Here is a 14,747-nt window from a genome sequence, read left to right as displayed (position 1 = left end):
CGCGGATCACGCCGCAACAATTTGTTCTCCTTTTGGACCCGTTTTCCACTTGACGGGCGGGCGCCCTTCCCACACTCAATAAGGGCACCGACAAAGGGAGACACACGGAATGGGTAAAAGCTTGCTGGGCGTCGCCGCCGCGCTCACCCTGGCCTGGACGCTGGCCGTCGCCCCCGCCCTGGCGGCCGACGCCGCCACTCCCGCCGACAAACAGCCGGCCGGCCACCACACCTATCTGTTCGTGCTGAGTTGGGAGCCGGAGTTCTGCTTCCTGCAAAGCAACAGGAACTCCGAACAGGACAACAAGCACCCCGAATGCGCCGCCGGCGACCGGGCCACCAGCTTCGGCGCCACCCACCCCACCCTGCACGGCCTGTGGCCGCAGTGGAGCAGCGCCTGCTCCCTCTCCGCCAAGGACAACGACCCCACCTGGAAGGACCGGGTGCTGCCGCCCCTGGCGCCCGCCGTCTCCAGCACCCTGGCCGAAGTGATGCCGGGCATAGCCTCCGGCCTGGCGCTGCATGAGTGGCAAAAGCACGGCTATTGCAGCGGCCTGTCCGCCGACCAGTACTACGCCCAGGCGGGGGAACTGGTGAAGAAGCTGGCGGCCAGTTCCGGCGGCACCCTGCTGGCCAATGCCACCGGCAAGAACTTCACCCGCAAGGCCCTGTGCGACGCCCTGGCCGCCGATTTCGGGGAGGCCGCGCGCCAGTCCGCCGTGCTGGGCACCGGCAAGGCCGCCTTCCTGACCCAGATCACCTTCACGTTGAAGGCCGGCGACGACGGCGCCACGGCGCTGGACGCCGCCCATCTGGCACCGGCGGAAGGCGACCAGCCCGGCCGTTGCGACAAGGGCAACCCGGATGAGACGCTGAAGTTGGCGGCGTTCAAGTGATGCGCCATGGGCCGCTGGGCCCTGGGTCTCGCGTTCCTATCCCTGGCGGCGAATTCCGCATGGGCCGGGGACGCGGCCAAGCCCAAATGCCAGTTGGCGCGCGTCGCCGTCCTGCCTGTCGTCATGAACGGAAACCAGCCTTTGCTGGCCGGTACAGTCAACGGCCAGCCGGTCTATTGGCTGATGGACACCGGTTCCACCGCCAGTTTCATCGTCCGGCCGGCGGCCGAACGCCTGGGCCTGGACATTCAGGGCATGTCGGGCGACGTCGAATTCTCCGGTATTGGTGGCGACGGCATCCGGGTGGGGCAAACCACACTGCGCCACCTGACCCTGGGCTCATGGAGCCGCGACGATACCGCCGTCATGGTGGCCAATGCCCATGACCTGGGCCGCAAGGACGTCATCGGACTGCTGGGCGAACCGTTCTTCAGCGACTTCGACGTCGAACTGGATTACGCCCATAGCCAAGTAATCCTGCTGAAAGCCGTCAATTGCGACGATGAGACTTGGCTAGCCTATTGGGACAAGGATGCGGTGGACGTGCCGCTGGACCGGTCCCCCGCCTGGAACGAACGGGTGGTGGTGGACGTCAAGGTCAACGGCCTACTGATCCAGGCGATGCTTGATACGGGCGCCTCCACCTCCGCGCTCAGCTTTGAAGGGGCGCAACGGGCCGGCCTGCATATCGGCGACACTGGCGTGAACATGACCGGGCCAACCGGTGGCCTGGGGGCACATGCCATGCACACCTATGTCGGCACGCTGGACAGCTTCGCCATCGGCGGCGAGACCATCAAGCACGCCAAGCTGGAATTCATCGACATGCACAAGTGGGATCCGAAGCTCGTGCGCGGTTCCGGCTATGATTACCGGCTGCCCCAGTTCGACATGTTGCTGGGTATCGACTTTCTGCGGGTGCACCGGCTGCTGATTTCCCACAGCCAGCATCGCCTCTACTTCAGCTATATCGGTGACGGCAAGGCGTTCTTCGGCGTGACGAGGCCGTCTCAGCCGGCCGAAAGCCCGTCTGCACCATAGGCGAGGCGGTAGAAAAAAAGGCGGCGCCCCGCGAAGGGCGCCGCCTTTTTCTTTACGCTATCGGAACAAGCCTTACGCCGCGCCCTTATCCGACGATGGGCGGCAGCGGCTGGGCACCGGCCGCCTGTTCGATGACGTGGCCGACCTTCAGCACCGTCGCCTCATCGAACGGACGGCCCAGGACCTGGAGGCCCAGGGGCAGGCCGTCACCGCTGAGGCCCGCCGGCACGGACAGGCCCGGCAGGCCCGCCAGGTTGGCGGGCACGGTGAAGACGTCGTTCAGGTACATGGCGATGGGATCGTCCATCTTCTCGCCGATGCCGAAGGCGGCCGACGGGCAGGTGGGCGTCAGGATGACGTCGCACTGCTCATACGCCTTGGTGAAGTCCTCGGCGATGCGGGCACGCACCTTCTGCGCCTTCAGGTAATAGGCGTCGTAATAGCCGGCCGACAGCACATAGGTGCCGATCATGATGCGGCGCTTCACCTCGGCCCCGAAACCTTCGGCGCGGGTGTTCTCATACATCTCCTTCAGGTCCTTGCCCTCGACGCGCAGGCCGAAGCGCACGCCGTCGTAGCGGGCCAGGTTGGAGGAGGCTTCGGCCGGGGCCACGATGTAATAGGCCGGCAGGGCGTACTTGGTGTGGGGCAGGCTGATCTCCACCGGCGTGGCGCCGGCGGCCTTCAGCCATTCGATGCCCTGCTGCCACAGGCGCTCGATCTCCGCCGGCATGCCGTCGACGCGGTATTCCTTGGGAATGCCCACGCGCAGGCCGCGGATGTCACCGGTCAGCGCCGCGGCGTAGTCCGGCACCGGCACGTCGATCGAGGTGCTGTCCTTGGGGTCGTAGCCGGCCATGGAGCGCAGCATGATGGCCGCGTCCTTCACCGTGCGGGTCATGGGGCCCGCCTGGTCCAGGGACGAGGCGAAGGCGACGACGCCCCAGCGCGAGCAGCGGCCGTAGGTCGGCTTGATGCCGACGATGCCGACGAAGCTGGCCGGCTGGCGGATGGAGCCGCCGGTGTCGGTGCCGGTGGCGCCCATGGCGATGCGCGCGGCCACGGCAGCGGCCGAACCGCCGGACGAACCGCCGGGCACCAGCTTGCGCGTGAAGTTGCCGGCGGCATCCTTGGGCGACCACGGGCTGATCACCGGGCCGTAATGGCTGGTGATGTTGGCCGACCCCATGGCGAATTCGTCCAGGTTCAGCTTGCCCAGCATGACGGCGCCGTCGCGGAACAGCTGGCTGGTGACCGTGCTTTCATAGGGCGGCACGAAGCCGTCCAGGATGTGGCTGGCGGCCGTGGTCTGCACACCCTCGGTGCAGAACAGATCCTTGATGCCCAGGGGCAGTCCGTCCAGAGGCTGCTGCTCGCCCTTGGCGTAGCGCGCGTCGGAGGCGGCCGCCTGCTTCAGCGCCACGTCCGGCGTCTCGACGATGAAGGCGTTCAACTCACGCGTGGCCGCCATGGCGTCCAAATGCGCCTGGGTCAGTTCCGTGGCGGTGAAGTCCTTGGCGGCCAGGCCCGTCAGGGCATCGGCCATCGTCAGATGGGTCAGCTTCGTCATCACTCGACAACCTTGGGCACGGAAAAGAAGTTCTCGGTGGCGTCGGTGGCGTTGGCGACCACCTTTTCCGCGTAACCGCCATCGGTCACCGCGTCGGGGCGCCGGCGCAGGTTGGCCGCGACCACGCTGGTCATCGGCTCGATGCCTTGGGTATCCACCTCGCCCAGCATTTCCACCCACGTCATGATGGTGCTGATTTCGCCGGCCAGTTGCTCCAGATCGGAGTCCGGGACCTTGATGCGGGCGAGATGCGCGATCTTCGCCACGGTGGCCTTGTCGAGGGACATGGTGCTAAGTCTCTCCTTCGGAATAAGGAGCCGCGGGGAAATGTCCAGGCGGCGTGTCGAATGCCGCCGGTCCCCGGGCGGCGCGGAAGGTAACACCCGGTATGGCGATCCGCAACCTCACGGAACTGAAGGCCCAGCTACCCCGCGGCGGGCGGCTGATGGGCCTGGATTTGGGCTCAAAGACCATCGGCATGGCGATCTCCGATCCCGGCCTCAGCGTCGCCTCGCCCGTCGGCACCATCATGCGGCGCAAGTTCACGACCGACGTCCAGGACATGGCCCGCGAACTGCGCGGCCGGGGTGTCGCCGGTTTCGTCATCGGCCTGCCCATGAACATGGACGGCAGCGAGGGGCCATCGGCCCAATCCGCCCGCCAGTTCGCCCAGAACCTGATCGAACGCCCCGACCTGCTGGGCCAGCCGGCGGAGATCGCCTTCTGGGACGAACGCCTGTCCACCTCGGCCGTCAGCCGCATGATGGTGGAATGGGACATGACCCGCAAACGCCGGGACGAGGTGGTGGACCGCATGGCCGCCGCCTACATCCTGCAAGGCGCCCTGGACTATCTGTCGGCCCAGGCCGCGCGCGAGGCGCTGGCGGCGCGGGATGCCGCCGAGGCGGAAGAGGATCAGGGCGAGCGAAGCGAGTAGGCCCCGACTGGGGCCGCCGGAATTTTCCGGGGAACGAAGTGGACCGGAAAACGAGGATAGCCAAGGGGCGGATGCCCCGCCGGCGCCTGAGGCGAACAAAAAAAACCGGCCCCGTCTTGGCAACGGGGCCGGCGTCATTGTCTGAACAATCAGTGCATCGTGACCGCGCGCGGGGCGGTCCCACCCTTCGCCATCGGCTTGCCCGACAGCAGGTGCAGGCCGGTCAGCAGGCCGTAGCCGGCGATCAGCAGATAGCAGACCACCGGAACGATAAAGGCCAGTTCCAAGCCCACCATGTCCGCGACCTTGCCGGTGATCATCGGCACCACCGCACCGCCGAAGATGGCCAGGCACAGCATGCCGGCGCCCTGCGGCGTCTCCTCATCCAGGCCGTCGATGGCCAGGGTGAAGATGGTGGGGAACATGATGGAATTGCACAGGCCCACCGCCAGGATGGTGAACATGGCGACCTCGCCCGTGCTGGCCATGGACAGGCTGGCCAGGAAGGCCGCCGCCAGGGCGCAGGCCATCAGCACGATGCCGGGCCGGGCGAAGCGCAGGACGTAGGATCCGATGAAGCGGCCGATCATGGCGCCACCCCAGTACAGGCTGACCAGCACGGCGGCCTTGGCCTCCGGCGTGTTCAGCACATCGTGCAGGTGGAACAGGCCAGCGACCGACGTGCCCAGGGCGGAGGCGGCGTCGCGGGTGCGGTCCATGATCAGGTAGTTGACCATGGCGCTGCCGATGGACACCTCGGCACCGACATAAACGAAGATCGAAACGACGCCCAGGGCCAACTGGCTGTGGCGCAGCACCTTCAGGCTGAGGCCGCCGGTACCCGATTGCTGATCAGCGGCCGCACCCTCACGGCCCCGCAGGAACCAGAACAGCGCGGCCAAGACCACCAGCAAGGCGGCGATCATCAGGAAGGGCACATGCACGCCCCGGCTGCCGCCCTCGCCGTCCGCCTTGGACAGGATGAAGACGGAGCCCAGGATGGGCCCCAGGGTGGTGCCCAGCGAGTTGAAGGCCTGGGCCAGGCTCAGGCGGCTGGACGCCGTCTCCGGGCTGCCCAGCAGCGACATCAGCGGGTTGGCCGCCACCTGCAGCACGGTGATGCCGCCCGCCATGACAAACAGCGCCACCAGGAAGGCCACGAACACGCCCATGCCGGAGGCCGGCACGAACAGCAGGCAACCCAGCGTCATGATGCTGAGGCCGGCGACGATGCCGCGCAGATAACCCAGGCGCGCCAGCAGGGCGCCCGCCGGGACCGACACCACGAAATAGGCCAGGAAGAAAGCGAACTGGACCAGCATCGCCTCGGTGTAGTTCAGCGAGAACTGTTCCTTCAGCTTGGGAATAACGGCGTCCACGATGGAGGTGGCGAAGCCCCAGGCGAAGAACAGCATGACAACGATCGGGGCAAGCGAAGTCATGGACTTGTTATGGGCGGAAGCGGTCGACATCGATGCTCGTCCAGTCGATATGGTGAATCCGGGCCCGAGGGGTTTGACATCCGACGGGCCCGGTATCAACGGATATTCCGACGCTTTGTTATTTTTATTGCGGCGCATCATAAGATTTATTGCGCCGCACCATGATCAATGGGATGCCGACGGCACCGTTTGACTGGCCAATTTCTCCGCCAGATCAAGGCGATCCTTCAACGGGTCGGCCTGGAACACCGGACCGGTGAAGGTGAAGTCCATCAGGCGTTCATCCGCACCGGCCTTGAAGGGCAGCCAGGCCGGCAGGCCGGCGGGCGCCGCCTTGCCGGTCTTGGCGAAGGCCACCCAATAGGCGTGCGCCGTCTTGGCCGCCGCCGCATCCGCCGCCGTCAGGTCGGCGCCGTAGCGCGCTTTCACCGTATCGAAGACGAAGGGAATCTCGGTGGCATGCGGGGCGCCCCACCATTCCGTCCGTTTGCTCTCCGCGACATAGCCGTAGCGGAACAGGTAGACCGGCGCGCCGTGGGCCGACAGCAGGCGGGCGACATAACGAGCGGGTTCGACGAACATGGCATCCGCCGCGGCACGCTGCCCCACCAGTTTCACGTCATTGGTGTTGTCAGGGTCATAGAGCTTTTTCGCCAGGTCGCGGTCGGCGCCGAAGCGGCCCAGAACCTGGTCCAGGGTTCCGCCCATGAAGAAGCCGTCGGCGCTGTTGGCGCCCACCATCACCGGCACGTCGGCACCGCCGCCTTGCGCATAGGCCACCGGCGGTTCCTGCGGCAGCACCTGGCCGTCGATCATGGGCCCGGAATATGTGGGCGTGGTCATGGTCATCATGTTCATGTCGTCCACCACCGCCTCGGCCGGCAGCCGGCGCAGGGCCTCCAGGCCGGCGGCCCCGGTGTCGGTGACGCCATGCTGGGTGGCATAGGCCAGGCCCGCCTTCTCCGCCGACGGCGCGCCACCGTCCGTGTGCAACGGCATGGACGGCAGCAAGCGGCTACGGCCGCCGCCGGATTCGATGATGGCGCGGTTGAACAGCCCCTTGGCCAGGGGAGAGGTCAGCAGCATGTGCACCGACATGCCGCCGGCCGATTCCCCGAAGACGGTGACGTTGTCGGCATCGCCGCCGAAAGCCGCGACGTTGCGCTTCACCCAGGCCAGGGCCGCCAACTGGTCCAGGTAGCCGAAGTTGCCGGTGGGGGCGCCGGCGGCCTCATGCGTCAGGGCCGGATGGGCGAAGAAGCCGAAGCGGCCCAGGCGATAGTTGAAGCTGACCAGCACCACACCGTCGCGGGCGAAGGGCGTGCCGTCATAGACGGAGGGCGAACTGCCGCCGTTGACGAAGCCGCCGCCGTATATCCACACCATCACCGGCAGCTTGGCGCCGCGCTTCGCGCCGGAGGGCGTCCAGACGTTCAGGTAGAGGCAGTCCTCCGCCGGCGGCACGCCCAAAGGTGCCGCGTCGCCGGGGAAGGGTTTCTGCATGCAGTCGGCGCCGTAATCGGCGGCGGAGCGCACGCCCGCCCAACGCGCCGCCGGCTGCGGCGGGCGCCAGCGCAGGGCCGCCACCGGCGGGGCCGCGAAGGGGATGCCCTTGAACGCGGTGACCGGGCCGTCCACCACGCCGGACAGCCGCCCCTGCTCCACCTGCGCCACCGGGCCACTGGCCGCCATCGACGGCAACGCCATCGTGCCGGCCATCATCATCGCCACGATGCCGGCGACCCCGCGGCGGGACCGTTTTCCAACTTGAGCCAACACGCCTCTCCCCATTTGTTTTCAACTGCCGAAGCCATTGGCGGCCCGGGGACATTCCCGGGCCGCCCGTATTGAACGCTTACGGCTGGCGGGTGGATGCGGCCAGCGCCGCCTTCCCCTTCAGCGTCAGGTCGGTGGCCGAAGCGCCCACCGCCACCTGGTAATCGCCGGCGGCGACCTTCCAGGCGTGCGCCGCCTCATTGAAATTACCCAGCAGGCGCGGGTCGGCGGTGACGGTCACATGGGTCTTCCCGCCCGGCGCCAGGGTCACCTTGGACCAGCCGATCAGGCGTTGGGTCTTGGTGCCGGCGGCGTCGGTCAGATAGACCTGGGGCACGTCCTGGCCGGCGCGCTTGCCGGTGTTGGTCACGTCGAAGTCCACCGTCAGGGTGGCGCCGCCCGTGACCTTCACGTCGCTGTAGGCGAAACGGGTGTAGCTGAGGCCGAAACCGAAGGGGAACAGCGGCTTGGCCCCCACCTTGGCGTAATGGCGGTAACCGATGTCCGCCCCCTCGGTATAGGTGATCTCCGCCGGCGTGAATTCCGGCTGGCCGATGCCCGGAATGTCACGATGCACCAGCTGCTTGTCGTCCGCCGGGAAGGTGATGGGCAGATGGCCCGCCGGGTTGGCGTCGCCAAACAGCACGTCGGCGATGGCCTCCCCACCCCGGCTGCCGGGGTACCAGGCCTCGACCACACCCGCCACCTTGTCCAGCCACGGCATGTGGACGGGGCCGCCCGTCTCCAGCACCACGATGGTGTTGGGGTTGGCGGCGGCCACGGCGGCGATCAGCGCGTCCTGGCCGCTAGGCAGCGACAGGTCGGCGGCGTCCCCGCCCTCGCACATCCATTGCGTGGCGAAGACGATGGCGACATCGGCCGACTTGGCCAGGGCCGCGGCCTCGGACGGATAGGTGCCGTCGACGAAGCGCACCGCCTTGGCATCCGTCTTGGCGCGGATGGCCTTCAGGGGGGACGACGGGTGGAAGGTCATGGTGCGGAAGCTGCCCATCAGGCCGTCACCACCCAGCGGGATGCGGACGTTGTTCCCGCCCTCCGCGATCACCTGGGATGAGCCGCCGCCCGACAGCACGCCGACATTGGCCATGCCGCCGATGACGGCGATGGTCTTGCCCTTCAGCGGCAGGGGCAGCAGGTCGGCCTTGTTCTTCAGCAGCACGATGCCCTCGGTGCCGGCAGCCTTGGCCACCGCCCCGTTGGCGGCGAAGTCGATGGGCGCCTGCACCGGCGGATGGTCGAACAGGCCCACCGCGAACATGGAGCGCAGGATGCGCCGCGTCATGTCGGACAGGCGCTCCGCCGGCACGGTCTTGTCGGCCACAGCGGCCTTCAGCGGCTCCCCGAACCAGACCTTGCCGCCCTTGCCCAGCAGGGTGTCGATCTGTTCCCCCGATTCCTGGTCCAGGCCCTTAAGGGCCGACTCCATGCTGTGCACGGCACCCCAGTCGGACATGACCCAGCCGGGATAGGCCCAGTCGCCCTTCAGCACCTTGTTCAGCAGGAAATCGTTCTCACAGTCATAGGCGCCGTTGACCTTGTTGTAGCCGCACATGACGGAGCCGGGCTTGCCCTTCTCGATGGCGAACTGGAAGGCCAACAGGTCGCTTTCGCGGGCCGCCGCCTCGCCGATCTTGACGTCCAGGGTCATGCGCTGGGTTTCCTGGTCGTTCACGGCGAAGTGCTTCACGGTGGAGACGACGTGCTGGTCCTGGATGCCACGGATGGATTCGCCCCCCAGCGTGCCGGACAGCAGCGGATCCTCCCCCAGATATTCGAAATTGCGGCCATTGCGCGGGTCGCGCGCCAGGTTGACGCCGCCGGCCAGCAGGACGTTGAAGCCCTTGGCGTGGGCCTCCTGCCCGATCATGGCGCCGCCCTTGTAGGCGACCTCCGGGTTCCAGCTGGCGGCCAGCGACAGGCTGGACGGCAGGGCGGTGGACACATCCCCCGGCCGCACGTTGCCGGGATTGGCGATGCCCAGGCTGGCATCGGTCTCCTGCAAGGCGGGGATGCCCAGGCGGGGCACGCCGGGGATATAGCCGGCGGAACCGATGGCGCCCTCGGGCTTGGTCTGGCCCATGAAGGGCATGGCCATCGGACCGTGCACCAGGCCGATGCGCTCATCGACCGTCAGCTCTTTTTCCAGCAGGGCCGCGCGCTCATCCGGCGACAGCTTGGTGTCCATCCAGGGCTTGGGCGCGTCCGCGGCGATGGCCGGGGTCAGGGCGCCCAGGCTGAGCGTCAGGGCGGTTCCAAGGAACAGGGCGCGGGTGCGTAGGGTCATGGGATGCGGTTCCGTCGGTCGTGAGGGGTGGGAACTCAGGCGGCGGGCGGCGTCCCGAAGGCGGTCTCGGCAAGGCTTCACGGGTGGTTTCTCCCTATCGTTCTTGGACGCCGATCCCTTGTCCGGAGCCATCAGGGACAGCGCTGTCCCCAAAAGCCCAAGACAAGGCCCCTTGGGAACCCAAGGGGCCGATGGCGGTGCGATTTGGTTATCACCGGCGGCAATCCCGCGCAAAGGGATTTGGTGTAACCTAACGGCACCGGGGACAGCATCCCGGCGAAACACCGCCGCGTCACGCGCCGGCCGGCCGTTGCCCACCTGTCGGTCGCCCCTTCGGGCTTTCCGCTGGCGTTGCCCATCGGGGCCGGTGTTATGATCGCGCCCGAATGGGGACCATGCCCGAATGCGGCCCGGCCCCAAGGGGGAGAGAAACGGTATTGGCCAAAGCCACGATCTATGATGTCGCCCGCGTGGCCAACGTCTCCATCAAGACCGTTTCCCGCGTCCTCAATGGTGAGCCCAAGGCCAGCCCCGCCACCCGCGCCCGGGTGATGGAGGCGGCGCGCAGCCTGAACTATGCCCCCAGCCAGTCGGCGCGCAGCCTGTCGGGGTCGCGCAGTTTCCTGATCGCGCTGGTGTCCATCGGCGGCATCTCCGACAACGCCATGCTGTACATGACGGAACTGCAGATGGGCGCCATCCGGGCCTGCCGCGCCGGCGGTTATCACCTGGTGACTGAGTTCATCGAGGGGCCCGACCGCGACGCCCTGGCCGACACGCTGCTGTCCACGCTCAGCGTCGATGGCGTCATCCTGGTGCCGCCCTTGTGCGACGACGCCAGGCTGCTGGACATGCTGGCCCAGCGCAACGTCACCTGCGTGCGCGTCTCCCCCGCCCTGGATGAAGGCTGGGGATGGGGCCTGGACATCGACAACCATAAGGCCGCGTTCGAGGTCACCCGCCACCTGATGGATCTGGGCCACCGCGACATCGCCTTCATCCAGGGCCATCCGCAGCATGCCACCGCCGCCGGCCGCCTGGCGGGCTATCGCGACGCCCTGTTCGATGGCGGCCCCATCCCGGACCGGCTGCTGCAACCGGGGCAGTTCACGTTTGAATCGGGGCTGCCCGCCGCCCGCGCCCTGCTGGAACAGGAACGGCGCCCCACCGCCATCTTCGCCGCCAACGACAGCATGGCCATGGCCGTGCTGTCGGTCGCCTACAAGATGGGCATCCCCGTTCCCACCGCCCTGTCGGTGGCGGGCATCGATGACCTGCCGGCGGCCGGCGTGGTGTGCCCGCCCCTGACCACCGTGCGCCAGCCGGTGGCGGAGATGGGGGCGGCGGCGGCCCGCTTCATCATCAACCGCACGGCCGGCCAGGCGGGCAACCACCTGAAGCAGGTGTTCGGGCACAGCCTGGTGGTACGGGAATCAACCGCCGCCGCCCCTCAGTAGCTGCATGATCCGCGCCCGGATACGACCATAATTCGTCGGCTTCAACGGCCCCAGCACGCCATGCTGGCTGGCCGGCAGATGGGCCAGGGGATGGCCTTCCAGCCGGAAGACGTAGTGGTCGAAAAAGGCGCGCCAGGCCAGGCGTTCGGCCAAGGGCCGCTCCGCCATGGTGATCATCGCCAGCAGCAGGCTGGTATAGGGCGCGTCGGGGCCGGCGGCGAAGGCGTCCCACCAATAATTGACCATGGCGTTGAAGGGCGCCGTGGCCTCCACCTGGTGCCACCACAGCTTGGGCAAAAACAGCGCGTCGCCGGGCCGCAGTTCCGCGACCAGCGCCTGATCCCTTGCCGCCCGGAAACGCGGGTAGGCCGGATCGTCCGGCACCGCCAGGCTGACCGGCTGGCCGGACAGGGTGTTGTCGATGGGGCCGACATACAGGTCGGCGACGGCCGCCGGCGGATACAGGGTGAAGCGCCGCGCGCCGGCGATGACGCAGGCCAGGTTCTCAAACGCGTCGTAGTGCGCAGCGGCAGTAGAAGCGTGCCCCACCCAGATGCGTCCCCCCACCCCGGCCGGCAGCAGGGGCATGGGATTCTCGCCCGCGAATCCGGGAAGGTGGTCATCCAGCGCCAGCGACCCGACATACAGCGTTGACGCTTCCACGTCACCGACGCCCTCGACGATCAGGTCCAGCGCCTCGGCGAAGCGCAGGATCCGGCGCTCGAAATTGAATCCTTTCAGGTCGGCGCCGTAGAAGTATTTGCCCGCGATCCCCGGCGGGCCGACGAAGGCCTCCATGGTGCCGCCGCCGCCGAACCGGCCGAGATGGTCACGGAAACCCGCAGGCGTGGCGGCGGCCTCCACCACCGGCCAATGCGCCACCAGCCCCCGCAGCACCACAGGCCGGCATTGCGCCACCACCTCCCGCTGGAACGGCTCGGGCGTGGAAATGTGCCGCCCGTCGATCTCGGTGATCGTGCCGACCATGCGCGTCAGCCCCAGGCGGGGCCGTCCCCCGCAAGCTGCCGGTTCTTGCGCTCCGCCATCAGGGGGATGTTCCTCAGCGACGCGATCATCAGGTGGATCAGTTGCAGGTAGCCGCGCCGGAACAGGTCCACTACCACGGCATCGGGCAGATCCTGCAACACCTGGCGGTCGATGGTGTAGAGGTCGGTGAGTTCCCGCCGGGTGCCATCGTCGAAACTGAGGCTGACGTCGATGGGCTCCACCAGTTTCAGCGCCAGCAACGTCTCGATGAAACGCTTGGTGCGTTCCAGGCCCGGGCGCAGATCCTGCATCAAGGCCACGATGCTGCGCAGATAGGGGGTCGCCTCCCCTTGCGGGGAGAACAGCGCCTCCCCCGCCCCAGGACCGACCCGGGCATCGTCCAGGTCGATCGCCAGATCGTCGCCCACCGTATAGAACGGCCCGCGCTGCAAGCTCAGCGGGCGATGGCCACGCCAGCCGTCGGCCGTCAGGAACAGGTTCTCGCCCGCTTCGAACCCCAGGACGGCGCCGCACAGGAAGGCGCCGGTGTCCGCGTCCTTGGACAGCAGGATGGGGCACTGCACCGCCAGCAGCGGAAACTCACCCACGATCACCGCCACGAAATGCCTGGCGTCGAACGCCGGATCGGGGCGGGCCTTCACCAGCAGGGCCCGATGGGCGTGGTCGTTGACGATGACGATGTTCGGCATTCGCTTTGTCCCGGATCAGATGGCTTGCAGGCCGTGGTCGTGGATCTTGCGGATCAGGTCGCGGTTGCGCGGCAATTGCGACAGCAGCTTGCGGGTCTGGGCCATGTTCTCCTCCCGCAGGCGGGCCGCCAGGGCGGCGGTCGCACCGTTGTCCAGCGGATCGACCTCGGTGCGGAACCCCATGCCGTACAGCACGTATTGATAACTGGCCGCCGGGAACACCTCTTCCAGGCGGTCGAATTCATCGAAGAACCAGGGCGCGCGGTATTGCCATAGATGCAGCAGATCCCGCAGGCGGGCCGGCACCGTTTCCGGATCGGTGTTGTCGGTCCAGAACGGGGTATCGGTGCGGCGCGTCAGGGCGTAGTGCAGCTTCAGGAAATCGATGATGCGGCCCCAGCGGTAGTGCGTCACCTCATTGAAGCGCCGGGCCACGATGTCCATCACGCTGCGCCGTGCCGGCATCTGTTCCGCGATGATCTTGGCCGACAGCTCGATCAGCATGATCGCCGACGCCTCCAGCGGTTCCAGGAAACCCGCCGCCAGCCCGACTGCAACGCAGTTGTTCTTCCAGAAGGTTTCGCGATGGCCGGCGCGGATGGCGATCTTGCGGGCGTCCTCCGGCTTCACCCGCCCGCCCGCGTACCGGGCCAGTTCGGCCCGCGCGGCCCCCTCGTCAATGTGGCGGCTGGAATAGACGTAGCCGATGCCCCGGCGGGTCGGCAGGGCGATATCCCACACCCAGCCCGCCGATTGCGCGGTGGCGATGGTCTGCGACGCCATGGGCGCGTCGTCCCGGTCATGCGGGACCTGCACCGCCAGGGCGGTATCGCAGAACAGGATGTCGCGGCATTCCCGGAAACCGACGCCCAGGGTCTTGCCGATCAGCAGGGCGGTGAAACCGGTGCAGTCCACGAACAGGTCGCCGGTGATGGTGCCGGCCTGATCGGTCACCAGGCTTTCGATGTCGCCCGCCTCATCCTGGGTCACGGACGTCACGTCGGCCAGAACGTGGCGCACCCCCAGCTTTTCCGTGCAGTGGCGTTGCAGGAAGGCCGCGAACTTGCCGGCGTCCAGGTGATAGGCATAGTTGGCCTGGCCGCGGTATTCCGGCGTGGTGATGGTCTTGGGCGCCAGCCCATCCTCGCAGATCGCCTCCTGCGGGCAGACGGCGGCGGAAAAGGTCTGCCCGTGCGGATCGCCCAGCCAATGGGGCGCCAGGTTCAACTGGCCGAACCCCTGCGGCAGCATCAGCGGGTGGTAATAGGCGTCGCCGGGCTGCCCCGTCGTCCAGCCCACGAACTTGCCGCCCTGCTTGAAGGCCCCGTCGCAGTGGCGGAAGAAATCGGTTTCGGACACCCCCATCTTTTCCAGGGTGCCGCGCAGGGTGGGCCAGGTGCCCTCCCCCACGCCGATGATGGAGACGTTGGGCGATTCCACCAAGGTCACGCGGAAGCCGGCGGCCATGCGCGCCTTGTGCCGGGCGGCGATGATGCTGGCGGTCAGCCAGCCGGCCGTGCCGCCGCCGACGATCACGATGTGCTGGATGGAACGGTCCATGCTTCATGCCCCTGGAACGAAAGAAAAGGCGGGGCCGCCGCCCGGACGCCGGACGGCGGCCCCCAGT

Annotated in this window: 12 protein-coding genes; 4 read left to right on the top strand and 8 right to left on the bottom strand. The window is 67.6% G+C overall.

What is annotated here, in order from left to right; genetic code table 11:
- The first annotated feature begins 109 nt into the window (after positions 1-109).
- Both PW843_06010 and PW843_06005 read left to right on the top strand, forming a co-directional pair.
- A complete protein-coding gene (locus tag PW843_06010; GenBank protein ID MDE1146167.1) occupies positions 110-895 on the top strand; it encodes a hypothetical protein in 786 nt (261 codons plus the stop codon).
- A gap of 141 nt (positions 896-1,036) precedes the next feature.
- A complete protein-coding gene (locus PW843_06005) occupies positions 1,037-1,936 on the top strand; it encodes a retroviral-like aspartic protease family protein (GenBank protein MDE1146166.1) in 900 nt (299 codons plus the stop codon).
- A gap of 85 nt (positions 1,937-2,021) precedes the next feature.
- Here PW843_06005 and gatA read toward each other — a convergent pair whose 3' ends face one another.
- Complete coding sequence (gene gatA, locus PW843_06000) at positions 2,022-3,506, bottom strand: Asp-tRNA(Asn)/Glu-tRNA(Gln) amidotransferase subunit GatA (protein ID MDE1146165.1); 1,485 nt, start codon at positions 3,504-3,506, stop codon at positions 2,022-2,024.
- Entirely contained in the window at positions 3,506-3,793 is a 288-nt protein-coding gene (gene gatC / locus PW843_05995) for an Asp-tRNA(Asn)/Glu-tRNA(Gln) amidotransferase subunit GatC (GenBank protein MDE1146164.1), read from the bottom strand. Before gatC ends, gatA begins: the two co-directional genes overlap by 1 nt.
- 101 nt (positions 3,794-3,894) lie before the next feature.
- Between gatC and ruvX the strand changes: the two genes are divergently transcribed.
- Positions 3,895-4,443: a Holliday junction resolvase RuvX gene (ruvX, locus tag PW843_05990; GenBank protein MDE1146163.1), complete on the top strand. Its 549-nt coding sequence runs from the start codon at positions 3,895-3,897 to the stop codon at positions 4,441-4,443.
- A gap of 149 nt (positions 4,444-4,592) precedes the next feature.
- Here the strand turns inward: ruvX and PW843_05985 are convergent, their stop codons facing one another.
- The 3 genes from PW843_05985 to PW843_05975 all read right to left on the bottom strand — a co-directional run bounded on the left by PW843_05985 (position 4,593) and on the right by PW843_05975 (position 9,966).
- Positions 4,593-5,885, bottom strand: coding sequence for a sugar MFS transporter (locus PW843_05985; GenBank protein ID MDE1146162.1), 1,293 nt, complete (start codon positions 5,883-5,885; stop codon positions 4,593-4,595).
- A gap of 165 nt (positions 5,886-6,050) precedes the next feature.
- The gene (locus tag PW843_05980) at positions 6,051-7,661 is read right to left on the bottom strand and encodes a carboxylesterase family protein (protein MDE1146161.1); all 1,611 of its coding nucleotides are present in this window, start codon (positions 7,659-7,661) and stop codon (positions 6,051-6,053) included.
- A gap of 79 nt (positions 7,662-7,740) precedes the next feature.
- Complete coding sequence (locus tag PW843_05975) at positions 7,741-9,966, bottom strand: glycoside hydrolase family 3 C-terminal domain-containing protein (protein MDE1146160.1); 2,226 nt, start codon at positions 9,964-9,966, stop codon at positions 7,741-7,743.
- A 437-nt stretch (positions 9,967-10,403) separates the two neighbouring features.
- On the opposite strand from PW843_05975, the gene PW843_05970 reads away from it, so the two are divergent.
- On the top strand, positions 10,404-11,423 hold the full coding sequence (locus PW843_05970) for a LacI family DNA-binding transcriptional regulator (GenBank protein ID MDE1146159.1): 1,020 nt from the start codon (positions 10,404-10,406) through the stop codon (positions 11,421-11,423).
- Here the strand turns inward: PW843_05970 and PW843_05965 are convergent.
- The 3 genes from PW843_05965 to PW843_05955 are packed head-to-tail and all read right to left on the bottom strand — an operon-like array spanning position 11,400 to position 14,680.
- On the bottom strand, positions 11,400-12,410 hold the full coding sequence (locus PW843_05965) for a cupin-like domain-containing protein (GenBank protein ID MDE1146158.1): 1,011 nt from the start codon (positions 12,408-12,410) through the stop codon (positions 11,400-11,402). The two genes, PW843_05970 and PW843_05965, sit on opposite strands and share 24 nt — an antisense overlap.
- A 5-nt stretch (positions 12,411-12,415) precedes the next feature.
- On the bottom strand, positions 12,416-13,120 hold the full coding sequence (locus PW843_05960; protein MDE1146157.1) for a SapC family protein: 705 nt from the start codon (positions 13,118-13,120) through the stop codon (positions 12,416-12,418).
- A gap of 15 nt (positions 13,121-13,135) precedes the next feature.
- Complete coding sequence (locus PW843_05955; protein MDE1146156.1) at positions 13,136-14,680, bottom strand: tryptophan 7-halogenase; 1,545 nt, start codon at positions 14,678-14,680, stop codon at positions 13,136-13,138.
- Positions 14,681-14,747: the final 67 nt, after the last annotated feature.

The organism is Azospirillaceae bacterium, assembly GCA_028283825.1.
In the GTDB taxonomy this organism is placed as follows: domain Bacteria; phylum Pseudomonadota; class Alphaproteobacteria; order Azospirillales; family Azospirillaceae; genus Nitrospirillum.
Note: the sequence above shows the minus strand (reverse complement) of the source record. Positions and strands in the feature narration are given on the sequence as shown.